Source organism: Candidatus Planktophila lacus (assembly GCF_002288325.1).
GTDB lineage: Bacteria > Actinomycetota > Actinomycetes > Nanopelagicales > Nanopelagicaceae > Planktophila > Planktophila lacus.
In genome coordinates, this window is sequence record NZ_CP016780.1 from 695,814 (window position 1) to 720,838 (window position 25,025).

Consider the following 25,025-nt stretch of genomic DNA (forward strand, 5'->3'; position numbering starts at 1 on the left):
CGTTTACTTGCGTTAAACTCTCGAAATGAGTTTTATGAGTAAGTTTTCGGCATTCCTAAAACCCCACAAGACAGTGCCAATCACACCTTGGCGTGCGAATTCTCGTTGGGATCTCTCATTTTCTCGCGTTGCTATTCTTTTCTTTGGGCTTGCAATTTTTGGTTTAGGTGATGCGCTAGTAGTTCAATCAAATCTCGGCAACGCACCTTGGACCGTATTTGCACAAGGCCTTAGCTTGAAATCTGGTCTTTCACTTGGCTGGGCTACCTTCGTTACTGGATGCTTTGTTCTACTTATCTGGATTCCACTTCGCGAACGACCAGGTTTTGGAACGCTAGCTAATATCGTGATTATTTCTGCTGCTATCGAATTCGGCGTTTCAGTATTTCCATTGCAGGAAACGTTAGTCGGTGGGCTTGCCTCCGCTCTAATCGGTATTGCCCTAGTTGGTCTAGGTTCTGCTCTCTATATAACTTGCGGGCTTGGACCCGGACCGCGCGATGGCGCGATGACAGGTATTCATCAACGTACCGGCGTTCGCGTTGGAAGAGTTCGCATGGGAATTGAAGTAACCGTACTCATTGTGGGTGCTCTCCTTGGCGGCAAACTAGGGCTGGGCACCGCCCTATTTGCCCTCTTAATCGGCCAATCTGTCGCTATTTCTTTCGGCATAGTCGCGCGTCTAACCTCAAAGTAACCGCACACTTAGGTTTAAATCCTCTTATCCCTCGGTCTGTGAGCCGTCATTTCACACGGGGTCGCAAACACCCCCGTTAACAAAATTAGAAAGGTTCGTCATGCTCGATAGCTATTTCAAAATATCGGAACGTGGCTCAACTGTAGCTCGGGAAGTACGTGGCGGCATCGTCACCTTCTTCACAATGGCATACATAGTCGCTCTCAATCCACTAATCATCGGTCTTGCAAAAGATGCTGATGGAAAATATATCGGCGGTGGAGATGCTCCTAATCTCGCTCTAGTTGCCGCGATGACTGCGCTAATGGCCGGTGTATTAACAATCCTGATGGGCGTAGTTGGAAACTATCCACTTGCACTCGCAACAGGTCTTGGCCTTAATACCTTCGTTGCAGTTGGTATCGCATCGAAAATGACATGGGCAGATGCTATGGGCCTTGTTGTCATCGAAGGAATTATCATCACCATCTTGGTTCTTACCGGCTTTAGAACCGCGGTCTTTAGAGCAGTTCCTGCGCAATTGAAGATCGCAATCTCAGTAGGTATTGGTTTATTCATTGCGCTCATAGGCCTTGTTGATGCTGGATTCGTTCGACGCACAGGCGCAGGTCCGGTTCCAGTAACTCTAGGTGATGGTGGAACTCTCGTTGGCTGGCCAGTAATCATCTTCGCACTTGGACTCTTCCTAACTATCGCTCTAATGGTCAAGAAGGTAAAGGGTGCGATCCTTATCGGAATAATCGTGGCAACAATCGCAGCGGTTATCGTCGAGACAACTCTAAAAATTGGACCGCTATTTAATGGTGCCACCGGTGAAGTAAATCCAAAGGGATGGAACTTAAACGTTCCTGCAGTACCTGAAAAGATAGCCGCAACACCAGATTTCAGCCTCTTTGGAGATTTCAATCTTCTTGGCTCATTCGACCGCCTTCCTTTGGTCACAGTCATTCTCTTGATCTTCACCTTGTTGCTCTCAGACTTCTTCGACACTGTCGGAACAGTTACAGCGATCGGACATGAGTCTGGGCTGATCGATAAAGATGGAAACGTTCCAAATAACGATCGTATTCTTCTTGTCGACTCACTAGCTGCAGTTGCAGGTGGCGCTGGAAGTATCTCTTCCAATACCAGCTACATTGAATCTGCATCTGGCGTTGGAGAAGGTGCGCGAACTGGTCTTGCATCTGTTGTAACAGGGGCCTGCTTCCTGCTTACAACATTCCTGGCTCCACTAGTTGCGATTATTCCTTACGAGGCTGCAACTCCTGCACTCATCATCGTTGGCTTCTTGATGATGACTCAGATCAAAGCTATTGACTGGGAAGATTACGGAATCGCAATTCCAGCGTTTCTCACAATCATCTTGATGCCATTTACCTACAACATCTCAGTTGGTATCGGCGCTGGCTTCGTTACTCACGTAGTAATCCGCTACATCCAAGGCCGTCGCAAGGAAGTACATCCACTACTTCTCTTGGTCTCTGGCCTCTTTATGATCTACTTCTTATCTTCACCAATCAATACCTGGGTTGGATAAGCAAGTAATTAGTAAGTAGAAAGCCCCCGGTTGTTGTTAACCGGGGGCTTTCTACTTTAAATGGACCAGTCGATGGGTTGGCGCCCCTTGCCAACCAATACTTGATTAGCCCTACTAAATGGTTTTGAACCGAAGAAACCGCGGTAGGCCGATAGCGGACTGGGATGAACGCTAATAATGCAATCTGATTTAGGAAAAAGATCTTTGACCTCTTGCGCGTTAGCGCCCCACAGAATTGCAACGACACCTTGCTGGGCGAGAACTGATACAACCTGATCCGTAAAAACTCTCCAACCTAGATCTTTATGTGAATTGCTTTCGCCTTCCGCACATGTGAGGCTTCGATTTAAAAGAATAACTCCCCGTTTGCACCAAGGAGATAGATCTCCAGAAGTTGGATGAGACACACCTAAGTCATCAACCAACTCCCGATAAATATTCTTTAGTGAAGCGGGCAACTTTCCGTCATTTCGCGCCGTTGAGAAAGCAAGGCCCATCGCATCAACCGCGCTTGGGTAAGGATCTTGACCAAGAATTAAAACTCTTGCCTGTGCCGGATCAAAACTTAAGGACTTCATAACATCTTTATGTGCCGGCAGATAGGCGTCTGCCTGAAGTTTACTTTCAATCTCATCTAGGAGATCCAGTGCGCCCTTAAGCAGTTCGCGCCAGCCGGCATGTAACTGATCCTTAAAACTAGTCATCTACTTCTAGCGAAAAAGCGTGAACCATCTGTTGTTACATCAATTGCGATACCGAAGACTGCGCTCATATGTTCCGAGGTGATTACTTCCGCGATCGGACCAGATATAGCAATCACGCCATCTTTGATAATCAGCGCATGCGTTGTTCCGGCTGGAATCTCTTCAATGTGATGAGTAACTATGATGCTAGATGGCGCTAACGGATCTAATGAGAACTCTGAGAAGCGGCGTAACAGATCCTCGCGACCCCCGAGATCAAGACCGGCAGTAGGTTCGTCTAGAAGGAGAAGCTCGGGATCGGCCATAAGTGCACGAGCGATCTGAACTCGCTTCTTCTCGCCATCACTTAAGGTGTAGTAGCGACGATCAGCAAACTCGCGAACTCCAAAGGTCGTTAACAGCGCCACCGCTCGTGACTCATCCCAGAGATCATAAACTTCATTCCATCTGCCAATCACTGCATAGGCGGCAGTTAGAACAACATCGCGAACGAATTCATCATCTGGAATATCTTCAGCAAGAAGTGAAGCACAGATTCCGATTCGGGTTCGGAGTTCTGAGAGATCTACCTTCCCCATTTGTTTATCGAGAATTGAAACCGTTCCTGACGTTGGAAATATTCGCGTAGCCAGAATATTGAGAAGTGTCGATTTACCTGCGCCATTTGGTCCGAGAATGACCCAGCGTTCACCGCTTTGGATTCGGAAATCTATCGGTCCGAGAATACGTTTAGCGCCGCGGGTAACGCTGACACCTTGCATAGCAAGGACAACTTGGCTCGGTGCGGCGTTCATAGATGAAAAAGATAGCGGTAAAGGTGATGAATCACTTGCAATTGCGCCATGCGCTGATGTGATTCACGATAATCTTCTCCATTATGGAGTCAAAAAACGGTGTTTCTGAGCAACAGTTCACCGGCCTTATCTTGGTCTCCGGCGTTGATAGCCCTGGAATAACCGAAGCGCTCTTCGAAGCGCTCTCTCCATTCGCCGTAACAATTCTCGATATTCAGCAAGTCGTCATTCGTGGTCGATTGATTTTGACGGTTTTAATCTCGCTTTCACCCGCGCATGCAAAATCTATTGAGGAAGACCTTGAAGAGTGCGCCACTAAGTTGGGCGTAGATATCGCAACCGCATTTGAAAGTAGCGACCAGAAGACAATTGCGCCTAAGAAATCTCTTCTTCATGTAGTTGTACTTTCTCAATCACTAAAGCCTGCTGCGATAAATGCCATCGCCGCAGTGATTTCTGAAGACGGCGGAAATATTGAACGAATCAACCGCACCGCGAGTTATCCCGTTACCGCTATTGAGTTGACGGTATCTGGCGCCGATTTAGCAACGCTGCGAAGCGCGCTTGCAACAACTGGTAGCGAACTCGGAGTTGATATCGCAGTCTCCCCCGGTGGTCTCATGCGTTTTGCTACCAAGTTGGTAGTAATGGATGTTGATTCAACGCTTATTCAACAAGAAGTAATTGAGCTTCTTGGTGCTAAGGCGGGCGTGCAGAGCGAGATCGCAAAAATCACCGAGTCGGCTATGAGAGGTGAACTCGACTTTGAGGCGAGCCTTCGTGCGCGTGTTGCCTTATTGAAAGGTCTTCCTGCCAGCGTTCTAGAGGATGTTCAATCTGAAATAACTCTGACTCCAGGTGCGCGCACACTGGTTAGAACTCTGAAGAAACTCGGTCACCATATCGCGCTAGTCTCAGGTGGTTTTGAACCCGTAATTGCTCCTTTGGCTACGGAGTTGGGGATTGACCATATGCGTGCAAATAATCTTGAGATTGCAGACGGGAAGTTAACCGGAGAACTTGTTGGGCCAGTTATTGATCGCGCAGGCAAAGCTACCGCTCTGCGTGATTTCGCTGCAGAACATAGCGTTGATTTAGATCAAACAATTGCAATCGGAGACGGAGCAAATGATCTAGATATGATCGCTATTGCAGGTATGGGAATTGCATTTAATGCTAAACCTGCCGTTAAGGCCGCTGCCGACAGTTCCGTGTCAGCCCCATATCTAGACTCTGTTCTCTATCTAATGGGAATCTCTCGCGAAGAGGTTGAAGAGGCTTAATTTAAAGTCGGCAGGCGTGAATATCTGTTACCAAGATTCCACGTGCGCCCAGGGACCAGAGTTCATCCATCAGACGATTTGTATCTTTGCGAAGCACCATCGCTCGTACCGCTACCCAATCCTCTTTCTGCAAAGGTGAGATTGTTGGAGATTCAAGCCCTGGTGTAATAGCACACGCTTTATCAACGCTTACCTTCGGAATGTCATAGTCAAGTAGAACGTACTCGCGAGCTGTTACCACGCCCTGTAAACGGCGCTGTAGAACTTCTAGTCCGGCTGGCACAGCTGCACCGCCGCGAGTGATTAATACTGCTTCACTAACCAAGATCGCATCGCCGAATATTGCAAGACCCGCTTGGCGAAGTGTGTTGCCCGTACTAACAACATCAGCGATTACATCGGCAACGCCTAGACGCACGCTGCTTTCAACTGCGCCATCTAAGCGCACTACCTCGGCCTTGATCGATTTCTGAGCAAGGTAGTTTTGGACTAGCCCCGGGTATGCAGTAGCAATTCTCTTGCCGTTGAGATCTGAGATGGATAGTTTCTGCGCTGCAGGACCTGCGAATCTAAATGTTGATCCACCAAAACCCAACGCCAGAACTTCGGTCGCAGCCGCCCCGGAATCGATGAGTAAATCACGTCCGGTAACGCCGGCTTCAAGTTCGCCAGATCCAACATATAAGGCGATATCTCGCGGACGTAGGTAATAAAACTCGACGTTATTCTCGGTATCAACCAGAACTAGATCACGGGAATCGCTTCTCTGGCGATAGCCCGCCTCTTTGAGAATCTCGATAGACGAATCAGCGAGTGAGCCCTTATTTGGAATTGCAATCTTTAACATTTACTACCAATCTCTAGAGGAACTTGTAGATATCTGCTGGTTGCAAACCGCGCGCTAACATCAAAACTTGTAAATGGTAGATAAGTTGGCTGATCTCCTCGGCCAGAGCTTCATCGCTCTCGTGCTCTGCAGCAAGCCAGACTTCGCCCGCCTCTTCGAGAATCTTCTTTCCGATTGAGTGAACTCCCGCATCGATCGCAGCAACTGTTCCTGAACCTGGTTCGCGGCTCGCCAATTTCGCAGTGAGTTCATCAAATAATTGATCAAAAGATTTCATTGTCAGAGTTTACTAGACGGCGCTTGCGCGATGACGGAGCATTTCAACCATGACCGAAGGTTCAGGAGAGTTAAAGACCGCAGATCCGGCGACAAAGGTATCTGCGCCCGCCTCACGTGCGATAGCGATGGTATCGATCGAGATACCACCATCGACTTGCAGCCAGATTGGTCGATCTCCTATCGATTTACGGGTTAGGCGCACCTTCTCCATCATCTCTGACATGAACTTCTGGCCACCAAATCCAGGCTCTACCGTCATGATCAAAAACATATCTACTAGATCAGAGAATTCTAAATAGTTTTCAATTGGAGTTCCGGGTTTCACTGCAAGGCCAGCCCTTGCACCATGTGATCTGATACCTCGCAAAGTCTTATTGATATCCAGCGCTGCTTCAGCATGGATTGTGACGCTTCCCGAACCAGCAATTGCATACTCAATCGCTAAGGTGTCAACGTCCTCAACCATTAAGTGAGCATCAATGAGGGTAGGTGACGCAGAGATAATCGCTTGCGCCTCTACCAAGTTCCAAGTTTGATTTGGTACAAAACGATTATCCATAATGTCGAGATGGATTAGATCCGAAACTTCAGCAATCTTGGCAATCTCGTTCACGATATTTTCGCGATCAGCGCTGAGAATACTTGGCGTTATTCGAATATGTTGATCGCTCATAGAAATACCTTATTTGCCTTTCTTACGAAATGCCGCCATAAACATGGAGTCGCTCTGATGTCTGTGGGTCCATAAGGAAAGCGACTTACCGCGCATCGCGCCGTTTAGTCCATCTGGAAGAAACGGCGACAAATCAATCTGTTCCAACTCAGGATGGGCTTTCAAAATATCAGCAACCGCGACAGTGGTTTCGGCGAAGTGCGGAGAGCAGGTTGCGTAGGCAAAGAGTCCACCATCTGCCAACACTGATACTGCGCTATCGGATAACTCACGTTGTAGCGCTGTTAGTGCACGTAGATCAGTAACGGTTCTTCGCCAACGAACTTCGGGGCGACGGCGTAGTGCGCCAAGCCCAGTGCAAGGAACGTCGGCAAGAATGGCATCGAAGAATTCACCGTGTGAAGCGACTTCGCGCCCATCGCCTACCCAAACTCTCGCGCTTCCAACTACTTGTCTAACTAACTCTGCTCTCGGCTGACTTACTTCGTTAGCTGTAAATTCCTTTTCGTGCTCTTGTGCGATTGCCGAAAGTAGTGCGGCTTTTCCACCAGGGCCGGCACATAAATCCAACCAGCGTTGTGATGAGGCCGCAGCGTTGGAAAAGATTTGCGCAACAAGTTGCGAGCCTTCATCCTGCACGCCAGCTCTACGGCGTCTCACTGGCTCCAAAGTATTCGGAATTCCATCGAATTTGATTCCGTATTGCGAATACTCAGTAGGAACTCCGCCGAGATCAACCAACTCTTCTTGCGATGAACGCCCCGGCCACCAAACTAAAGTTGGCGATGCCGGAATATTGTTGGCAATTAACGCAGATTCAACTTCAGAGAAATCCTTTAATAGGTCAAAGTAGGCCGAAACTATCCATTCTGGGTGCGAATGGATAATCGCTAAACGTTCGACATCATCCTTGATCTGATTTACCGGCTCCATCCACTGATCTAACGTTTGCGCGCTCATCTTGCGCAGCATCGCATTAACGAAGGAAGCCTTCGACTCCCCCAAAACTTTACGCGCGAGTTCTACTGTCTCAGAAACTGCTGCGTGAGTGGCGACTCGCATCTCAAAGAGTTGATGTGCGCCAAGACGGATTACATCTACGATGCCGTTGTCTACTTCGTTCCAAGGTCTATCTGAAATCTGCGCGGCGATGTAATCATGGCGACCTTGCATGCGCAGAGTTCCGTAGAGAAGCTCTGTCGCAAAGCCTTTATCTCGCTGCTCAAATTTAGAATCAGTTAGCGCACTTGGTAGCAATAAATTTGAATATCCTCCGCGCTGGTTAACTTCTTGCAAGATATCAAAGACCAATAAGCGAATAGGGTCCGGTTTAGGCGAATTAAAGGTATTACGGCGAGCCGGCGTCGCCTTATCGCTCATATAAATCGCTCGTGTTGCTCGATGCGGGCGCCGTTAATCCAAGAAATAGCATCCATGCTCGCCTTACCTGCCGGTTTCACTGAGAGGATCTTTAGCGAACCTTCAGCAGTAGTTACAAACAACTCTCTACCTTCCATGGAGATTTCACCTGGCAGGCCTGCCTTCATTTCGCCTGCCCTAGCGGATTCAATTTTGATCGCTTCATCTCGAAAAGTTGTCCATGCTCCAGGTGCCGGATAGAAAGCACGAATTTTTCGCTCGATATTGAATGATGCATCTTGCCAATTGATACGGGCTTCATCCTTCGATAACTTGTCGGCGCGTGATGCACCATCTACAGATTGGATAACAGGAAGCTCGGTGGCTTCAATAGCGCTGATCGCATCTAATACGACTGGCGCTCCGACTACCGCAAGATCTTGCAAAAGAGATTCAGTAGTTGCTTGGTGCGGCATTGCTATCTCTTTTTGGCGATAGATCGGACCGGTATCCATTCCCTTATCGAGTTTGAATACAGTGACCCCAGTGATTTGATCACCGGCTTCAATAGCGCGTTGCACTGGTGCTGCTCCTCGCCACTTTGGCAGAAGAGAGAAATGGAGATTAATAAATCCATGCTTAGGTAAATTCAGAATCTCTTCTTTTATGATCACGCCGAAACCAATAGTGATCACCAGATCTATATCTGACACTGCTAGCTTGAGGTCTTCCTGGTCGACTGGTTTTCGAACGCTGATTCCACGATCTTTTGCCCATATCGCAACTGGTGATTCCTTTAGCGAAAGCCCACGACCTGCTGGCCTGTCAGGCTGTGTGATCACTGAGACAAGATCGTGTTCGCTCTTTAAGAGAGCTTCAAGGGTGGGTAGAGCGACTTCTGGTGTTGCGGCAACTGCGATCTGCACTAAATGCTCTTCCCAAACATGTTGTGCGGTGAAGTTTTAATGACTGGGTTATTCCCGACGTCTAAAGCGGTGCCGAACCATTCTGATTCGCGGATCTCTTTCATCGCCAATTTACGATCTTGAGCAGAAAGGCGATCGATAAAGACGATTCCATCTAAATGATCGGTTTCGTGCTGAAGTGCGCGAGCCAATAACTCTGTTCCTTCAACAGTAATTGGTTCGCCGTACATATTAAATCCCTTAGCAACTGCGCGATAGGCACGCGGTGTCTCATAACTCAACGCCGGGAAAGAGAGACAACCTTCTTCGCCATCTTGCAGTTCTGCGCTTAAATCTAAAGTTGGATTGATCAGATGGCCAATCGCTTCATCTACATCCCATACAAATACGCGAAGCGGTACACCTATTTGTGGCGCTGCTAGACCTGCACCCGGTGCTTCCAGCATGGTGTCCGTTAAATCTTCAACCAGAGTTCGTAGTTCTTTATCAAAGTCGATAACCGCAGCTGCCGGAGTGGTCAGCACTGGATCGCCAAAGAGGCGGATCGGTTGAATGGACATGTGCGAAGTCTATCTCAGCGCAGTAGTGAAAGAACTTATTAGCGCCTAGCAAGCTTTGTTAAGAGAGTGAATATGGGTCGATTCGCACTTGTATCGCCTCTTTCTTGGCGATAGTGCGATGTTTTACAAACTCACCTACAAAATGTGTTAGATCGGCGAAGTCAAATTCCGACGCCGTCAAAATAATTCTCGCCTTATCTCCGCCTCGCATCGATGGCCCTAAAACTTTTGTTGACGCAGGTATGCGCGAGTCAAGAAGAGCCTTCTTAAATCCTTCTGCGACCGTGCTCGCCTCAGAGGTAGCTAAATCGACAGTCAAAGATCGCCTAAATGGTGGAAGATCTAAAGATTCAAGATCGGCAAGTTCACGTTTATACATATGCGCTGGATTCCAACTAGCCAGAGCAGCATTTATTGGGTGGCTACTATCGATCGCAACCAGGACCGGCGCTCCAATTTTTACCTGTCCCGCCGCCTCAAAGAAAGCTTCGCGAGATCGTTCCTGACCTCGCAGGTCAGAGTACGAAAAGAAAGAACCTCCTTCAAGTAGCACCGCTGCCGAATATCCACCTTCACATCTTGGCGCCATTCCTTGCGTTGCGATCACTAGTGAACTCTTGCCCGTAACATTTTTTACTGGGGTATCGGCATCCGAATTTATTACGGGGAAACCTGGAAAAGCTCTTCCGATTTCTTCACCATGACGGATCGCTCCCCTGCCAAGCAAAACCAACTTGTCCTCGTTACACCATTTGCATTTCCATGTCGAGAAAGTCGTTGAACAATGTACGCAAGCAGGCGGAGCGCTCTGGTTCGAGCGCGAGAGTTTTCCACCACAAGAACAGATCGCTAAATTGCGACACTTCTTGCACATTAAAGCGCTGGCATAACCCTTCTTCGGAACTAAGAAAAGTACTGACCCCGTCTTTAAAGCACTTCGGATGGGAGAAAAGATTCGCTCTGGAAGTAGCTCTGAACCGCTCTGCGGGAATGTAGAAATTTGTAGACGGGCCTGCTTGCTTAAGAAATTAATTGCGCCGGATTCGATAGATCGCGCCATCTCCAGCGATGGTGAATAGCCAACAAAGTAAAGGTTTAACTTCTCCTCACCTTGACGCAGTAGCGCTATATCTCGCACATTCCAGCCTGGATGACGTGGTTCATAATGGCTCTGTGAATTTTCACGATAAACAATCAGCGTAGTTAAATCAGGCGGAGTCAAAAAGATCGCACTACGGGTACCGATAATAATCTGGCCCGATTTGTTAATCGAAGTGAGGTAATTTGAATAGCGCTGAGTACGAGAGAGCGACGATGAGAGAATAAGAGCGCCTGGGATTTCTAGTTTGAGAAGTTCCAACTCACGATCTTCTGGAACGATAATCAGAACGGAACCTTTCTCTTTAGCTTTCTGAGCGAATTCACTTAAGCGCTTTAAGGGATCTTCATGCGGCGCTAGATGTAGATAGGTAACTTCCCCTTTTCCTTTGTTCGCCGAATCTTTCGCCGTCGAACTTCTGGTTTCAGTGGCAAAGGTTTTATCAACGCTAGCCACCCGCGCCGGTATGGCGCTTCTAATTACATCGAATGGATTGCAGATCCAACGCTTAGAGATTGCTGAAATCAGAGTTATCAAAGTTGGGTTTGCAACTACCTCCTCTGAAATTACAGATGAGATGAACTTTAGATTGGTGATATCGCTCTTATCAGATCGCTCCAGCACTAGCGCTTCAACATCGCGACCAGCAAATGGAACACCGACGCGAATTCCAGGCTTTACCGATTGTGACAGCCGTTCGGGAACCAAGTAGTCGTAAGTGCCATCTAAATGGCTTACTGAAGTATCAACCCAAACTCGTACGTAGGCATCGCGCAGTGCTTGTGCGCTATCGACTCGCTTTGCTTCTTCTCGCTTTAAGCGAAGTGGACGCGCCGTAGCCACGGCGTTACTTCTCTTTAGTTAACAGCAGCGCGTAGCGCATCGACTCGCGAAGTTGATTCCCATGTGAAGTTAGGGAGTTCGCGACCAAAGTGGCCGTACGCAGCAGTTTGTGAATAGATTGGACGAAGCAGATTTAGATCGCGAATAATCGCAGCAGGACGTAGATCAAAGACCGTTGTTACAGCATCTTGAATCTTCTGAACAGGAACAGTCTCAGTTCCAAAAGTTTCAACAAAGACGCCAACTGGTTGTGCTTTACCAATTGCGTAGGCAACCTGTACTTCGCAGCGACGTGCCAGTCCTGCGGCAACGACGTTCTTTGCTACCCAACGCATTGCATATGCAGCGGAACGGTCAACCTTCGAAGGATCTTTGCCGGAGAACGCCCCTCCGCCATGGCGAGCCATTCCACCATAAGTATCAACGATGATCTTGCGCCCAGTTAGTCCTGCATCTCCCATTGGACCGCCGATTACGAAACGTCCCGTTGGGTTGATCAAAGTGCGCATTTCTTTACGTGGCAGATCAATCTTAGAAAGCACAGGTTCAATAACGTGTTCAATAATTTCAGGGGTTAACTTCTTTGCAACATCTACCTCTTCAGCATGCTGACTTGAGATAACAACTGTGTCTAGGGCAACCGCTTTATCGCCATCGTATTCAATGGTTACTTGGGTCTTCCCATCAGGGCGTAGATATCCCAGAGCACCTGATTTGCGAACCTTGGAAAGTTGTTGTGCAAGTTCGTGAGCCAACCAAATTGGAAGCGGCATCAACTCTTTAGTGTCATCACAGGCATAACCGAACATCAAACCCTGATCTCCAGCGCCTTGCAGATCTAAAGGATCGGCAGAAGATGCGACGCGATTTTCGTAAGCGTCATCTACGCCCTGGGCGATATCTTGCGATTGCTGACCAATGGAAATAGAGACACCACAACTGTTGCCATCAAAACCCTTAACTGAAGAGTCGTATCCAATGCCAATTACAGTGTCGCGAACGATGCCCATGACATCTGCATATCCGTTAGTTGTTACTTCACCAGCAACATGTACTTGACCTGTAGTGATAAGAGTTTCTACCGCAACGCGACTTGAAGGATCTTGAGAGAGAAGTGAATCTAAGATTGCATCCGAGATTTGATCGGCGATCTTATCTGGATGGCCTTCCGTGACAGATTCGGAGGTAAATAGACGCTTTGACATGGGCTTAACCTAACTGAATAAGGGCTTGGTCGAGGAGAAGTTCGGCCAGCGAGTCCTTGCTTGAAGTTGGTACTTCAATTTGAGCGCCATTGCTCGTTAAAACAATTCCTTGAGTCTCAGTAGCGCCGAATATGGCGCCTTCTGAAACATCGTTGAGATAGAGAATATTAGCGCCTTTAGCCACTAACTTTGCTTTAGCGATCTCAATATTCAGCGATGTCTCTGCGGCAAAGGCAACAACTATCTGTTTATCCCTTAGGCGAGCGATTGATTTCAGTAGATCTGGATTCTCTGATAACTCGATCTGTTGCAGATCGCCCTTCTTTATCTTGCCTTCGGAATACTGCGAAGGTCTAGCATCTGCAACCGCGGCGCTCATGACCAATACATCTGTCTTTGGAAATTCTTCTTCCAAAAATTGGTGCATTTCAATAGCGGTTTCAACAGGTATAACTCGCACACCCTGCAGAGTTCGAGACTCTTCTTCAGTTAACTGTGAATTAGCCATAATCAAAGTAACTTCAGCGCCACGATTAAGCGCAGCGTTAGCAACTGCCGCGCCTTGTCGGCCACTGGAACGGTTTCCGATATAGCGAACCGGATCGATCGACTCACGAGTTCCACCAGCGGTAACCAGAACTTTGCGACCTAAGTAATCCTTCTTTGCGCCGATTGCTTCTTCAAATTTTTCAATGATTGCTGCTGTTTCCGGAAATCTACCCGGACCGATGTCATCGCCAGTAAGTCGACCTACCTCAGGCTCCATAACTTTAAATCCGCGCGATCTAAGGGTTGCTACATTTGCGACAGTGGCGGGATCTAGCCACATCTGCGGATGCATGGCGGGCACGACCAGAATTGGTACATCGATTGCGAGTATTAGATTTGTTAATAGATCGTCCGCTCGACCAGCTGCGATGCGCGCGATGAGGTCAGCGGTAGCTGGAGCGATGATTGCGCAATCCGCATCTTTGGCAAGTGAGATATGGCGAACTTCATCAACGCGTTCCCAAACCTGCGTAGTGACCGGTCTGCCAGAGAGCGCTTCCCAGGTAGCTGCACCAACGAAGTTAAGGCTTGATGGAGTTGGAACAACAGTTACGAGATAGCCGCGATCCTGCAGACGACGAAGGAGATCGCAAGATTTATAGGCAGCGATGCCTCCGCCAACTCCGAGAATTACTTCTCGAGCGCGCGCCATGACTTAAACCTAATTAAAGGTTAATTAAGCAGTTGGCTCGAGGTTTTCGATGGTCAAGAGACCTTCGTTGATTTCGCGTAGCGCGATTGAGAGAGGCTTCTCGTGAACGTGGGTCTCAACTAGCGGACCAACATATTCAAGTAAGCCTTCTCCGAGTTGTGAATAGTAAGCGTTGATCTGACGTGCACGCTTTGCCGCATATAGAACGAGGCTGTACTTAGAACCGCTCTTCTCGAGAAGTTCGTCGATTGGTGGATTAGTGATGCCGTCCATTTTGAGCCTCCAGTAATAATTGCTAACTGCTTCTAAAAGTAATTTGTTCGGAAAACTGTTAAATAACAGAAGCCCTAGCGTTGAGTCACCAATGATATCAGGTGAGCGACGACCTCTTCTACTCGCTCATTTACCAAGGAAATATCGAAAAAACCAGCCTGGGCTAGCTCTTCTTGCGCCAACTCTAAACGCGCCGCCCGTCGCTCTGGTGAATCAGTACCGCGTCCTTCTAACCGTGAAACTAACTCTTCCCATGATGGCGGCTCGAGAAATACAAGTACCGCTTCAGGGGCACGTTCTTTAACTTGCTTGGCGCCAGCAATTTCAATTTCAAGAAGAACGCTCTTTCCATCGCGGAGTGCATCTTCAACCGGCTTGCGAGGAGTTCCGTAACGAGCGCCCGCAAAGTTTGCCCATTCTAAGAAGAGCGCACTTTTAACTGCGTTATCAAATTCTTCATCGGTGTAGAAGAAGTAGTCCACGCCATCTACTTCGTTGTGGCGAGCAGTTCTTGTAGTTGCGGAGATGCTAACCCAGAATTCTCCGGACTCTCGTAAAACCTTTGCGACAGTGCTCTTTCCGACTCCCCCAGGCCCAGAGAGAACCAGAAGTTTGCCGCGTTGTGCAGCTGCTACACGATCAGGAAATTCTTTCAATAAGTTCTCGCGCTGTGAAACTCCCAATCCTTGAATTCTTCTAGTTGGGGAAATATTCAACTTCTCTAGTATTGCTAGAGCGCGAACCTTGCCAACACCTGCGAAAGATTCGAGAAGTTCGGCTACACGCATCTTGGCGATCGCTTCATCATTTACTGCAAGGGTCAGAATTGCAGAGAGAGAAAGTTCGCCTGCCTTTACTCGCGCTTTGATCGCCGCTCTCACCTGACGAGCCGCAGTCGATTTGGCCAGCGCCGCTGATCTCTGTGCGGGAGTTAACTGTGGAGGCGTTGGCATATGTGAAAGTCTAGTTACTGAGAATTTCACTAGCAATCGCCGCGGCTTTACCGCGCAACGCCTGTGGACCTTGGCTCCAGGCTGAAGTTATTGGACGACCAATCACAACATAATTTGCACCTTGCGCAATAGCATCTGCCGGAGTCATTGTTCGCTTCTGATCGTCTGAGCCAACTTCGGTAAGTGGACGCACCCCAGGCGTAATAATTATTGGCTCTGTGCCCACTGCACTGCGAATCGCTGCTGTCTCAAGCGGTGAACAAACCAAAGACTTTGCTCCAGCTGACACTGCCATCTTTGCTAAGGCGACCGCGCTTTCTAAGGCCGGACTTGCAAAACCTACTTCGAAAAGATCTTCTTCAGATAGAGAAGTCAAAATGGTTACTGCGGTAACGCTAACCTGCGGAACTGCAGCCGCTGCAGCTTTAACCATCTCGCGTCCACCGCTTGCATGGACCGTTAAAAACTTAGGCGATAAGTGAGCGATCGCCTTCGCTGCCCCTGCAACAGTGTGAGGAATATCGTGCAATTTGAGATCGAGAAAGATCTCGGCGCCAGTCTCTTCGATAATTCGCGCAACCCCAGAACTACCGAAGTTTAGATAGAACTCGAGCCCCAACTTATAGACCGATACCGATTCCTTAGTGTTATCGATCCACGCTAGAGCAGTATCGAAATCAGAGGTATCAACCGCCAGAATTATCGGGGCTTTCATGGCACATCCGTTCTGTGTGCGTACCCGATGGCAGATTTCAAAGATTTAAAACCCTTATCTATCAAAATCTGTTGCAACTGGTTTTGAATATCAATAAGCGCATGTGGATTTCCAAAACTTGCTGTTCCTACGGAAACTCCAGATGCACCAGCAAGGATTAGTTCAAAGGCATCGCGCCCGGTTGTTACGCCACCCATTCCTAGAATTGGAACGTTCGGCAGCGCTTGATGTACCTGATAAATAGCGCGGACCGCCACTGGACGAATCGCTGGACCAGATAGACCGCCTGTTTTTCCACCGAGGTGCGGACGCATGGAGTCAACGTTGATAACCATTCCAAGAACGGTGTTGATCAAAGCAAGTGCATCCGCTCCGGATTCAATAACTCCTGCTGCAATCGATGGAAGGTCAGTTACATCTGGAGATAGCTTTGCGATGATCGGAAGGTCTCCCCCAATAATTCTGCGCACACCGTCGATAACGCGGCGTGAAGCTTCCGGATCGCAGGCAAAGACTAAACCGCGATTTTCAACATTTGGACAAGAGATATTTACTTCCAAAGCGCTGATCCCTGCAACTGAGCGAACCTTGCGCGCCAAGGTTGCATACTCTTCAATTGTTTCTCCCGCGATCGAAACAATCACTCGCGCCTTTTCTTCAACGAGCCATGGAACGTCATTGGCAAGAAAAGCATCAATTCCTGGACCTTGTAAACCGATTGAGTTAAGCATTCCTGAAGGAGTCTCGGCCATACGCGGCGTTGGTCGCCCGTGACGCGGTTTATTCATGACCGACTTCGTTACGACCGCACCGATCTGGTTTAGTGGAAAGAACTGGGCCAATTCTTTACCTGAACTGGCACAACCACTCGCGGTAAAAATAGGCGACGCGAAATAAGCATTTCCAAGAGTTGTCGAAAAGTCGAAGTTTTCTCCATTAATTAAGGTCATTCCTGCACCTGCGGAGTCTGTCCAACCAAGTGCCATTGCACGTCAGCGCCATCCATTACCGGACCATCAATACAAGAACGCAACATGGAAACTTGTCCATCGCTGCCCTTTACCGGCAAGACACAGGTCATGCAAATACCAATGCCACAAGCCATCGCTTCTTCAACCGCGCACTGATGAACAACATCGGTTCCTTCGGTGAGTTTAGATATGGCAGATAGCATTCCCATAGGGCCACATGAATAAATGACGTCAACGCTGCCAGCCTTTATCAAATCAACGATTGGCTCGGTAACTCTTCCCGTCTGACCCATGGTTCCATCTTCGGTATAAATCTTTAGCGAGTTAACCGAACGCTTGCCCTCCATCGGTGCGTAAATCTTTCCTCCGGTAGATGCACCTAGCAACATATCCACCTTGCAGCCACGAGATTTCAAAACTTCTGCAAGCCCGAAGAGCGGCGCTGACCCATAACCACCGCCAACTAGGAGCGCGTTGACAGGAGATGTAGGAATGCCGAAGGCGGTTCCAAGTGGCGCGACAATATCTATTTCAGAACCTTCTGGTTGGGAACATAACCATTGAGAACCGCTACCGTGAGGAGCTGCAATTAACTCCATCGTTCCACCAAATGAAGTGCTTTCTGCAACGCGTGAAATTGCGAATGCGCGACGAAGAATCATTCGTGAACTGTCTCCGCCAACCTTGATCGCTACAAAGTTTCCCGGTTTACAAACTTTTACTAGGTCGCCAACACCGAGGAGTATCTGATGGTATTGACCGACGCGTTTATTTGATAGCACTGTTGCGAATGCGTGTGTCGCACCACGATTTATAGACGTCATTATTTCTTTAACCACTCTTGGATCGGCAATACCGATAATTCACCGCGTTGCAACGCCTTAATTCCCTCGACAGCGGCGCTAAATCCTGCCGTTGTTGTGATGCATGGAATAGATCTTTGAACTGCTGCCGTGCGTATCGCCCAACCGTCGGCTCTCGTTCCGCGACCAACTGGCGTATTGATAACAAGATCAATCTCACCGCTATTGAGTAGTTCAACAATAGTTTTTTCACCAAGTGGACCTGTTCCTTCAGAATTCTTACGAACCTTCTGGGCGAGAATGTTATTAACCGCAAAGAAATCGGCGGTGCCGCCAGTTGCAATCAGCTTGAAACCCAGTTGCAGAAGAGCGCGCGCCGGAGCAAGACCTGCTTCCTTATCTTTATCCGCGAGTGAAACGAATACCGAACCTGTTTTTGGTAGAGGGCCAAATGCTGAGATTTGACTCTTGGCATAACTCTCGCCAAATGTCTCAGCTATTCCCATAACTTCGCCGGTAGAGCGCATCTCTGGCCCGAGAACTGCATCAACTCCCCGACCATCAGTACGACGGAATCGGTTCCATGGAAGTACCGCTTCTTTAACAGATATTCCCTTGGCAACTCCATCTCCACTTGCTGGAAGCAGACCTTCGCTTCGCAGCTCTGAAATCTTTGTGCCCATCGAAATACGCGCCGCCGCCTTCGCTAACGCAACGCCGGTTGCTTTACTGACAAAAGGAACTGTGCGCGATGCGCGCGGATTGGCTTCGAGTACATAGAGAATCTCATCAGCCATAGCGAATTGAATATTAATTAAGCCGAGTACGCCAACACCTTGTGCGATCTTTATCGTTGCTTCGCGAATTGCCTTCTGCTGCGAAGGGGTAATGGTCATCGCAGGTAAAACACAAGCGCTATCTCCCGAGTGAATACCCGCTTCCTCAATGTGTTCCATGATGCCACCTAGGAAGAGTTCTTCACCGTCAAAGAGGGCGTCAACATCTAATTCAATAGCGCTATCTAGGAACCGGTCTACCAAGACAGGGTGATCTGGAGTTATATCGGTAGCCCTTGAGATGAAGCCCGCCAGCGCTGCATCGTCGTAAACAATCTCCATACCGCGGCCACCTAGAACAAATGAAGGGCGCACAAGAACTGGATAACCGATACGTGTAGCGATGGATTGAGCCTCTTGTTGAGAAGCAGCCATTCCAAATTCTGGAGCAAGCAGTGATTGTTCTGCAAGAACTTGACCAAATGCGCCGCGTTCTTCTGCCAAGTTGATCGCCTCTGGTGATGTTCCAAGAATAGTTACGCCTGCCGCTTTTAAACCTGCCGCTAGCCCAAGAGGAGTCTGCCCGCCTAATTGAGTAATCACGCCAAGGACAGGACCGGCCAGCGTTTCAGCATGAACAACCTCTAAAACATCTTCCAAAGTTAGAGGTTCAAAGTACAGGCGATCTGATGTGTCGTAATCAGTCGAAACTGTCTCTGGATTGCAGTTGATCATTACAGTTTCAAAGCCCGCTTCACGTAATGTAAATGATGCGTGTACGCATGAATAATCGAATTCAATTCCTTGGCCAATTCGGTTGGGCCCGCTACCTAAGATGATTACCGCTGGTTTGGTGCGTGGTCGAACTTCGGTCTCTTCTTCATAACTTGAATAGTGATACGGGGTAAAAGCTTCAAACTCAGCAGCACAAGTGTCAACAGTCTTGTAAACCGGTCTGACGCCTAAGTGGTAACGAGCCTTGCGAATATCTTCATCTGTCACGCCACGCAGCGCCGCGATTTGGAGATCGGAGAAGCCCATCTCTTTAGCGCTACGTAAGAACTCTTCGCTAATTTCGCCAGGCTGTGCGATCTCACGTGCTCGTTCATTAATCAGTTGTAGTTGATGTAAGAACCAGCAATCAATCTTGGTCGCAGCAAATACATCCTCCATTTTAGCGCCCGCCCAAAGCGCGAGCTGCACTTGCTGAAGACGGTATTCGGTTGGAATAACCATCGCCCTTAGCAGATGTGGAAGATCGATCTTAGAAATATCACTCGGGAATGTGAAGATCGCTTCTTTACGTTCTAGGGATCGTAAGGCTTTCATTAAAGCTTCTGGGAAAGAGCGACCAATGGCCATCGCTTCGCCAACGCTCTTCATCGTCGTAGTTAGTCGCGGGTCGGCATCCGCAAATTTTTCAAAAGCAAAACGAGGAGCTTTAACGACTATGTAATCAAGGGTTGGCTCAAAAGAAGCCGGCGTAACTTGGGTTATGTCATTTTTAATTTCATCGAGGGTGTAACCAATCGCCAATTTAGTTGCGATCTTGGCGATAGGAAAACCTGTTGCCTTAGATGCAAGAGCGCTTGACCTTGAAACGCGTGGGTTCATCTCAATCACAATAATGCGACCGTTATCTGGATTAACCGCGAATTGGATATTGCAACCACCAGTTGCGACGCCAACTTCGCGAATAATATCTATCGAAAGATTACGCAGTTTTTGAAACTCGACATCTGTCAGAGTTAGTGCTGGAGCCACAGTTATCGAATCACCAGTGTGAACGCCCATCGGGTCGATATTCTCGATGCTACAGACGATAACCACGTTATCTGACTTATCGCGCATTACTTCGAGTTCGTACTCTTTCCAGCCAAGGATTGATTCTTCAAGGAGAACTTCAGTGGTTGGGCTATGGCGAAGACCAGCGCCTGCAATCTGCCGCAAACTTTCCTCTTCGAATGCGATTCCAGATCCGAGTCCACCCATCGTAAAAGAAGGACGTACAACAACCGGATAATTGAGAATTGCAGCGCCTGCAATTACCTCTTCCATCGTGTGACAGATGATCGACTTAGCCGACTCTCCCCCAATTTTCTCAACGATAGTGCGGAAGATTTCACGATTTTCACCGCGTTCAATCGCATCGACATCGGCGCCGATTAACTGTGCACCGTAACGTTGCAGCGTCCCGGCCTTATGAAGACCGATTGCTGCATTAAGAGCTGTTTGTCCGCCGAGCGTTGCAAGAACAGCGTCAGGGCGTTCTTTAGCAATAATGCGTTCGATAAATTCTGGGGTGATTGGTTCGATATACGTCGCATCGGCAAACTCAGGATCGGTCATGATCGTTGCCGGATTCGAGTTAACTAGGACAACGCGGATACCTTCGGCGCGCAGCACGCGACAAGCTTGAGTTCCTGAATAATCAAATTCGCAGGCCTGTCCAATAACAATTGGTCCGGAACCAATTACTAGTACGCTCTTGATTGAGGTATCGCGCGGCATTAGATCGCCACCTTTGCTCGTGGATAGCGCAGCATTAACTCAATGAAGCGATCAAATAAGTAAGCAGCATCATGCGGGCCAGCTGCTGCTTCAGGGTGATACTGAACGCTAAATGCACCGCGTTCTAGTAGTTGCAAACCCTCAACGACTCCATCATTAAGGCCGAGGTGTGTTACTTCGCCGGCGCCAAATACGGTATTGAAGGTTCCCTCTGTCGGAGCTTTAATTGCGAATCCATGGTTATGCGCAGTGATTTCGACCTTTCCGGTTCGCTTATCAATTACCGGTTGATTGATACCGCGGTGACCAAATTGCAATTTATACGTTTCAAAACCAAGTGCGCGGCCGAGAATTTGATGGCCAAAACAAATTCCAAAGATCGGTATCTGCTCCAGCAAAATATCTCTAACTAGATCAACTGCATCGTTCATTGTTGAGGGATCACCTGGACCATTGGATAAGAAAACACCGTCCGGTGAGATAGCCATGATCTGCTCAAGGGTTGAGTTGTAAGGCATGACATGGACTTCTACCCCACGTTGGGCAAGGGCGCGCGGGGTTGCTCCCTTAATTCCGAGATCAAGTGCTGCAACGGTAAATTTCTTTTCACCAATTGCGGGGACGATGTAGGTCTCTTTGGTGGAGACATCCTCGCTCAAGTAAGCACCGCTCATCTGAGAAGTCTTACGAACTTCGACAACCATCTCTTCTTTACTCAACTCTTCACCGGAGAAAATTCCAACTCGCATCGCACCGCGATCCCGTAAATGGCGGGTTAAAGCGCGTGTATCAATCCCCTGAATTCCTACAATATTCTGATCGATTAACTCTGCTTCCAGAACTTTCTCACTGCGCCAGTTGCTAGTTAAAGTAGATGGATTCCTTACAACGAAACCAGCTACCCAAATCTTCTTTGATTCATTATCGGTTGAGTTAACGCCAGTATTTCCAATATGAGGTGATGTCATCACCACAACCTGTCGGTGGTAACTAGGATCGGTAAGAGTCTCTTGGTAACCGGTCATTCCAGTTTGAAAAACTGCTTCACCGAAAGTTCTTCCTGGTGCGGCCCAAGATTTACCTTCAAAGATCCGTCCATCATCTAAAACCAGGTAGGCCTTACTCATCTAGAGCTACCTCCCTGCGCTTCTGAATTTGAACCGTTGCTATGTATCGATGTTAGTTGTCCAGCCAAATAGGTCGGAATACCTCGGAAGAAAGTTCCCTGAATTACTCCAGAGAGTTCCATTCCATGGAAGGGAGTATTGCGACTTCGAGAGGCAACTAGGTCGCGATCCACGCGGTAAGTCTGGGTCGGGTTAATCACAGTCAGATGTGCGAGTGCGCCAACCTCTATCTTGCCACCATGGTTTTCATAACCTGCGATGCGAGAAGGAGCGCGGCTCATACGATCTGCCACGCCCTCCCAATTTAAGAGGCCGGTTTGAACCATTGTTTGGTTAACGATCGAGAGCGCGCTCTCCAAGCCCAGCATTCCAAATGCAGCTTCTTGCCACTCGCACTCTTTCGCTTCTGCTGGATGTGGTGCGTGATCAGTTGCGACGATATCGATAGTGCCATCTGCTAAACCTTCACGAAGCGCTTCTACATCTCGTTGGGTACGTAGCGGTGGGTTAACTTTAAAAATCGGATCATAACTATTTGCATAGTCATCGGTCAGAAGTAAGTGATGAGGCGTAACTTCTGCGGTCACATTGATTCCGCGGGCTTTTGCCCATCGAATAATGTCGACGCCACCAGCAGTTGTTAGGTGGCAGATATGTAGCCTTGATTGGACATGATCTGCAAGTAAGACATCTCTGGCAATAATCGCTTCTTCGGCAACTGCTGGCCACCCCTTCAAACCTAAGCGAGAAGAGTTAACTCCTTCATTCATCTGCGAACCGATTGTTAGCGCTGGCTCTTGCGCATGTTGGGCGATCACGCCATTAAATTTCTTTACATACTCCAGAGCCCGGCGCATAACTAATGGATCATGAACACAATTACCGTCATCGCTAAATACTCGAACTCGCGCATTTGAGTCCGCCATGGCGCCGATCTCAGAGAGCGTTTGTCCATTTAAGCCTTGCGTGACAGCGCCAATTGGAAAAACATCGACAAAGCCAGCGCTCTGGCCAAGTGCATAAACCTGTTCCACGACTCCTGCAGTATCAGCAACTGGTGAGGTATTGGCCATCGCAGATATCGCAACGAAACCACCTTTTGCCGCTGCCATCGAACCAGATAAAACTGTTTCAGCATCTTCCTTACCTGGTTCTCGCAAATGTGTATGAAGGTCAACTAAACCAGGAAGCACTACCGAACCCTTGAAGTCAATAACTTGGTCAGCAGATTGCTTAGGAAGAGATTTTCCAACTGCGGTGATAACTCCATCTGCAATCTGAATGTCACTAGTTGTTCCATCTGGAAGAGTTAACCCTGAAAGGAGATAGTTTGAATTCGATGCGCTCACTACAAAGCACCTACCTCTCTGTTAATTCCGATAATTTCACCTTCAGGAGCACCAGCTAACAGCATATATAAAATCGCCATTCTCACGCTGACACCGTTGGATACCTGCTCAACAATCACAGACCGAGCACCATCTGCAGCATCTGCGGTGATTTCTAAGCCACGATTCATCGGACCTGGGTGCATAACCAGAGTTGTTGGTTTAAGACTCTTAACGCGATCACCATTTAGACCAAAGTATCTTGAATACTCGCGGGCATTAGGAAAGAACATTTCAGACATACGTTCGAGTTGAATGCGAAGCATCATAACCGCATCCGCGCCAACCAGCGCTGCATCAAAGTCATAGGAAATCTTGCATGGCCAACTTTCAACACCTACTGGTAGCAAAGTAGGTGGCGCTACCAACGTTACATCCGCACCAAGTTTGGCAAGTAGTAAAACATTAGAACGTGCAACTCGTGAATGCAGAACATCTCCAACGATCACCACTTTTATGCCGGTGAGATCCTCACCTGATTTCGCTAAATGTTTGCGGATGGTGAAAGCATCTAGCAGAGCCTGGCTTGGATGCTCGTGGGTTCCATCTCCTGCATTTATCACCGCACCAGACATCCATTTTGAATCTGCTAAACGTTGCGCAGCACCCGATGCGCCATGACGGATGATGACAGCATCTGCGCCCATCGCCTGCAGCGTCTGCGCCGTGTCCTTTAACGATTCACCCTTACTGATACTCGAACCCTTGGCCGAGAAGTTGATTACATCGGCAGATAGCCTCTTTGCTGCAGCTTCAAATGAGATTCGAGTTCTAGTGGAATCTTCGGCGAAAAGATTTACGATTGTTCTTCCGCGAAGAGTAGGAAGTTTCTTCATCGGTCCATCACTCACTCGAGCCAACTCTTGGGCCGTATCCAAAATTGCAATCGACTCAGACTTACTCAAATCATTTATAGAAAGTAGGTGCTTCACTTCGCGCCACCTTCAATCAAGACCTCATCAGCGCCATCGAGTTCGGTTAGATGAACTACAACGCTCTGATCTATAGATGTTGGCAGGTTCTTGCCCACGAAATCTGCACGGATCGGAAGTTCGCGATGGCCACGATCTACTAAAACTGCCAACTGCACGCTCTTTGGGCGTCCGATTTCACCGAGAGCATCGAGTGCAGCTCGAATCGTTCTGCCAGAGAAGAGAACATCATCGATGAGAACAACGTTTCGTCCTTCGACGCCTAGCGGCGGAATCAAGGTTGGCATTAAGGCGCGCGGCGGTCTCATCCGAAGATCGTCTCGATGCAAGGTGATATCTAAAGTTCCGACTTGAACTGGAACGCTCTCGATCGCTTCAATAATGTCGGCGATCCTCTTAGCTAAATGTGCACCGCGCGTTGGAATTCCAAGAAGTGTGATTGATTCAGAACCTGAGTTGCGTTCTAGGATTTCATGGGAGATGCGGGTTAGCGCGCGCGTTATATCTGGCGCAGGCAGGGCAAGGCTCATCGTAAATCTCCTTCCCCGCCTCGCAGGACGGGTCGTTAA

Annotated in this window: 24 protein-coding genes; 3 read left to right on the forward strand and 21 right to left on the reverse strand. The window is 48.4% G+C overall.

Annotated features, from left to right (window positions below; genetic code table 11):
- Positions 1 to 25 precede the first annotated feature (25 nt).
- Both yczE and A1sIIB106_RS03480 read left to right on the forward strand, forming a co-directional pair.
- Positions 26 to 697, forward strand: coding sequence for a membrane protein YczE (yczE, locus tag A1sIIB106_RS03475; protein ID WP_095677351.1), 672 nt, complete (start codon positions 26 to 28; stop codon positions 695 to 697).
- 100 nt (positions 698 to 797) lie between these two features.
- Positions 798 to 2,234, forward strand: coding sequence for an NCS2 family permease (locus tag A1sIIB106_RS03480; protein WP_095677352.1), 1,437 nt, complete (start codon positions 798 to 800; stop codon positions 2,232 to 2,234).
- A 56-nt stretch (positions 2,235 to 2,290) separates the two neighbouring features.
- On the opposite strand, the gene A1sIIB106_RS03485 is transcribed toward A1sIIB106_RS03480, so the two are convergent.
- Positions 2,291 to 2,938 (reverse strand): uracil-DNA glycosylase, encoded by a 648-nt coding sequence (locus A1sIIB106_RS03485; protein ID WP_095677353.1) that lies wholly within the window; start codon positions 2,936 to 2,938, stop codon positions 2,291 to 2,293.
- Complete coding sequence (locus A1sIIB106_RS03490) at positions 2,935 to 3,732, reverse strand: ABC transporter ATP-binding protein (protein ID WP_095677354.1); 798 nt, start codon at positions 3,730 to 3,732, stop codon at positions 2,935 to 2,937. Before A1sIIB106_RS03490 ends, A1sIIB106_RS03485 begins: the two co-directional genes overlap by 4 nt.
- Before the next feature lie 83 nt (positions 3,733 to 3,815).
- On the opposite strand from A1sIIB106_RS03490, the gene serB reads away from it, so the two are divergent.
- Positions 3,816 to 5,015, forward strand: coding sequence for a phosphoserine phosphatase SerB (serB, locus tag A1sIIB106_RS03495; protein WP_095677355.1), 1,200 nt, complete (start codon positions 3,816 to 3,818; stop codon positions 5,013 to 5,015).
- Position 5,016: 1 nt separating this feature from the next.
- Here serB and hisG read toward each other — a convergent pair whose 3' ends face one another.
- From hisG to pyrR, 19 genes are all read right to left on the reverse strand, one after another.
- The gene (hisG, locus tag A1sIIB106_RS03500; RefSeq protein ID WP_095677356.1) at positions 5,017 to 5,862 is read right to left on the reverse strand and encodes an ATP phosphoribosyltransferase; all 846 of its coding nucleotides are present in this window, start codon (positions 5,860 to 5,862) and stop codon (positions 5,017 to 5,019) included.
- A gap of 13 nt (positions 5,863 to 5,875) precedes the next feature.
- A complete protein-coding gene (locus tag A1sIIB106_RS03505; protein ID WP_095677357.1) occupies positions 5,876 to 6,139 on the reverse strand; it encodes a phosphoribosyl-ATP diphosphatase in 264 nt (87 codons plus the stop codon).
- Positions 6,140 to 6,151: 12 nt separating this feature from the next.
- Positions 6,152 to 6,814: a ribulose-phosphate 3-epimerase gene (rpe, locus tag A1sIIB106_RS03510; RefSeq protein WP_095677358.1), complete on the reverse strand. Its 663-nt coding sequence runs from the start codon at positions 6,812 to 6,814 to the stop codon at positions 6,152 to 6,154.
- A gap of 9 nt (positions 6,815 to 6,823) precedes the next feature.
- On the reverse strand, positions 6,824 to 8,194 hold the full coding sequence (locus A1sIIB106_RS03515; protein ID WP_095677359.1) for an RsmB/NOP family class I SAM-dependent RNA methyltransferase: 1,371 nt from the start codon (positions 8,192 to 8,194) through the stop codon (positions 6,824 to 6,826).
- On the reverse strand, positions 8,191 to 9,099 hold the full coding sequence (gene fmt / locus A1sIIB106_RS03520) for a methionyl-tRNA formyltransferase (protein ID WP_095677360.1): 909 nt from the start codon (positions 9,097 to 9,099) through the stop codon (positions 8,191 to 8,193). Before fmt ends, A1sIIB106_RS03515 begins: the two co-directional genes overlap by 4 nt.
- The gene (gene def / locus A1sIIB106_RS03525) at positions 9,099 to 9,659 is read right to left on the reverse strand and encodes a peptide deformylase (RefSeq protein WP_095677361.1); all 561 of its coding nucleotides are present in this window, start codon (positions 9,657 to 9,659) and stop codon (positions 9,099 to 9,101) included. The genes fmt and def overlap by 1 nt, the downstream gene beginning before the upstream one ends.
- 58 nt (positions 9,660 to 9,717) lie before the next feature.
- Positions 9,718 to 11,601, reverse strand: a complete 1,884-nt coding sequence (locus A1sIIB106_RS03530; protein ID WP_095677362.1) for a primosomal protein N' family DNA-binding protein — start codon at positions 11,599 to 11,601, stop codon at positions 9,718 to 9,720.
- A gap of 14 nt (positions 11,602 to 11,615) precedes the next feature.
- A complete protein-coding gene (metK, locus tag A1sIIB106_RS03535) occupies positions 11,616 to 12,806 on the reverse strand; it encodes a methionine adenosyltransferase (RefSeq protein WP_095677363.1) in 1,191 nt (396 codons plus the stop codon).
- Positions 12,807 to 12,810: 4 nt separating this feature from the next.
- The gene (gene coaBC, locus A1sIIB106_RS03540; protein ID WP_095677364.1) at positions 12,811 to 14,007 is read right to left on the reverse strand and encodes a bifunctional phosphopantothenoylcysteine decarboxylase/phosphopantothenate--cysteine ligase CoaBC; all 1,197 of its coding nucleotides are present in this window, start codon (positions 14,005 to 14,007) and stop codon (positions 12,811 to 12,813) included.
- A gap of 24 nt (positions 14,008 to 14,031) precedes the next feature.
- Entirely contained in the window at positions 14,032 to 14,280 is a 249-nt protein-coding gene (gene rpoZ / locus A1sIIB106_RS03545; protein ID WP_095671129.1) for a DNA-directed RNA polymerase subunit omega, read from the reverse strand.
- 74 nt (positions 14,281 to 14,354) lie between these two features.
- Positions 14,355 to 15,233 (reverse strand): guanylate kinase, encoded by an 879-nt coding sequence (gene gmk / locus A1sIIB106_RS03550; RefSeq protein WP_095671815.1) that lies wholly within the window; start codon positions 15,231 to 15,233, stop codon positions 14,355 to 14,357.
- A gap of 10 nt (positions 15,234 to 15,243) precedes the next feature.
- Positions 15,244 to 15,948, reverse strand: coding sequence for an orotidine-5'-phosphate decarboxylase (gene pyrF, locus A1sIIB106_RS03555; protein WP_095677365.1), 705 nt, complete (start codon positions 15,946 to 15,948; stop codon positions 15,244 to 15,246).
- Positions 15,945 to 16,898: a dihydroorotate dehydrogenase gene (locus tag A1sIIB106_RS03560; RefSeq protein ID WP_095677859.1), complete on the reverse strand. Its 954-nt coding sequence runs from the start codon at positions 16,896 to 16,898 to the stop codon at positions 15,945 to 15,947. Before A1sIIB106_RS03560 ends, pyrF begins: the two co-directional genes overlap by 4 nt.
- Positions 16,895 to 17,743 (reverse strand): dihydroorotate dehydrogenase electron transfer subunit, encoded by an 849-nt coding sequence (locus tag A1sIIB106_RS03565; RefSeq protein ID WP_095677366.1) that lies wholly within the window; start codon positions 17,741 to 17,743, stop codon positions 16,895 to 16,897. Before A1sIIB106_RS03565 ends, A1sIIB106_RS03560 begins: the two co-directional genes overlap by 4 nt.
- A complete protein-coding gene (gene carB / locus A1sIIB106_RS03570) occupies positions 17,743 to 21,009 on the reverse strand; it encodes a carbamoyl-phosphate synthase large subunit (RefSeq protein WP_095677367.1) in 3,267 nt (1,088 codons plus the stop codon). Before carB ends, A1sIIB106_RS03565 begins: the two co-directional genes overlap by 1 nt.
- Complete coding sequence (carA, locus tag A1sIIB106_RS03575) at positions 21,009 to 22,136, reverse strand: glutamine-hydrolyzing carbamoyl-phosphate synthase small subunit (RefSeq protein WP_095677368.1); 1,128 nt, start codon at positions 22,134 to 22,136, stop codon at positions 21,009 to 21,011. Before carA ends, carB begins: the two co-directional genes overlap by 1 nt.
- Complete coding sequence (locus A1sIIB106_RS03580; RefSeq protein WP_095677369.1) at positions 22,133 to 23,485, reverse strand: dihydroorotase; 1,353 nt, start codon at positions 23,483 to 23,485, stop codon at positions 22,133 to 22,135. The genes carA and A1sIIB106_RS03580 overlap by 4 nt, the downstream gene beginning before the upstream one ends.
- Positions 23,485 to 24,456 carry an aspartate carbamoyltransferase catalytic subunit gene (locus A1sIIB106_RS03585; protein ID WP_095677370.1) on the reverse strand — a complete coding sequence of 324 codons (972 nt, stop codon included), beginning with the start codon at positions 24,454 to 24,456 and terminating at the stop codon, positions 23,485 to 23,487. The genes A1sIIB106_RS03580 and A1sIIB106_RS03585 overlap by 1 nt, the downstream gene beginning before the upstream one ends.
- A complete protein-coding gene (gene pyrR, locus A1sIIB106_RS03590; RefSeq protein ID WP_095677371.1) occupies positions 24,453 to 24,986 on the reverse strand; it encodes a bifunctional pyr operon transcriptional regulator/uracil phosphoribosyltransferase PyrR in 534 nt (177 codons plus the stop codon). The genes A1sIIB106_RS03585 and pyrR overlap by 4 nt, the downstream gene beginning before the upstream one ends.
- Positions 24,987 to 25,025: the final 39 nt, after the last annotated feature.

Excerpts from the sequence above, each read along its gene's own strand:
- A1sIIB106_RS03515 (WP_095677359.1), bottom strand. The coding sequence starts at position 8,194 with ATGAGCGATAAGGCGACGCCGGCTCGCCGTAATACCTTTAATTCGCCT.
- pyrR (WP_095677371.1), bottom strand. The coding sequence starts at position 24,986 with ATGAGCCTTGCCCTGCCTGCGCCAGATATAACGCGCGCGCTAACCCGC.
- serB (WP_095677355.1), top strand. The coding sequence starts at position 3,816 with ATGGAGTCAAAAAACGGTGTTTCTGAGCAACAGTTCACCGGCCTTATC.
- gmk (WP_095671815.1), bottom strand. The coding sequence starts at position 15,233 with ATGCCAACGCCTCCACAGTTAACTCCCGCACAGAGATCAGCGGCGCTG.
- A1sIIB106_RS03490 (WP_095677354.1), bottom strand. The coding sequence starts at position 3,732 with ATGAACGCCGCACCGAGCCAAGTTGTCCTTGCTATGCAAGGTGTCAGC.
- pyrF (WP_095677365.1), bottom strand. The coding sequence starts at position 15,948 with ATGAAAGCCCCGATAATTCTGGCGGTTGATACCTCTGATTTCGATACT.
- A1sIIB106_RS03480 (WP_095677352.1), top strand. The coding sequence starts at position 798 with ATGCTCGATAGCTATTTCAAAATATCGGAACGTGGCTCAACTGTAGCT.
- A1sIIB106_RS03565 (WP_095677366.1), bottom strand. The coding sequence starts at position 17,743 with ATGACGTCTATAAATCGTGGTGCGACACACGCATTCGCAACAGTGCTA.
- yczE (WP_095677351.1), top strand. The coding sequence starts at position 26 with ATGAGTTTTATGAGTAAGTTTTCGGCATTCCTAAAACCCCACAAGACA.
- carA (WP_095677368.1), bottom strand. The coding sequence starts at position 22,136 with ATGAGTAAGGCCTACCTGGTTTTAGATGATGGACGGATCTTTGAAGGT.
- def (WP_095677361.1), bottom strand. The coding sequence starts at position 9,659 with ATGTCCATTCAACCGATCCGCCTCTTTGGCGATCCAGTGCTGACCACT.
- coaBC (WP_095677364.1), bottom strand. The coding sequence starts at position 14,007 with ATGGCGCGCGCTCGAGAAGTAATTCTCGGAGTTGGCGGAGGCATCGCT.
- A1sIIB106_RS03560 (WP_095677859.1), bottom strand. The coding sequence starts at position 16,898 with ATGACCTTAATTAATGGAGAAAACTTCGACTTTTCGACAACTCTTGGA.
- hisG (WP_095677356.1), bottom strand. The coding sequence starts at position 5,862 with ATGTTAAAGATTGCAATTCCAAATAAGGGCTCACTCGCTGATTCGTCT.
- rpe (WP_095677358.1), bottom strand. The coding sequence starts at position 6,814 with ATGAGCGATCAACATATTCGAATAACGCCAAGTATTCTCAGCGCTGAT.
- carB (WP_095677367.1), bottom strand. The coding sequence starts at position 21,009 with ATGCCGCGCGATACCTCAATCAAGAGCGTACTAGTAATTGGTTCCGGA.
- A1sIIB106_RS03485 (WP_095677353.1), bottom strand. The coding sequence starts at position 2,938 with ATGACTAGTTTTAAGGATCAGTTACATGCCGGCTGGCGCGAACTGCTT.
- metK (WP_095677363.1), bottom strand. The coding sequence starts at position 12,806 with ATGTCAAAGCGTCTATTTACCTCCGAATCTGTCACGGAAGGCCATCCA.
- A1sIIB106_RS03505 (WP_095677357.1), bottom strand. The coding sequence starts at position 6,139 with ATGAAATCTTTTGATCAATTATTTGATGAACTCACTGCGAAATTGGCG.
- rpoZ (WP_095671129.1), bottom strand. The coding sequence starts at position 14,280 with ATGGACGGCATCACTAATCCACCAATCGACGAACTTCTCGAGAAGAGC.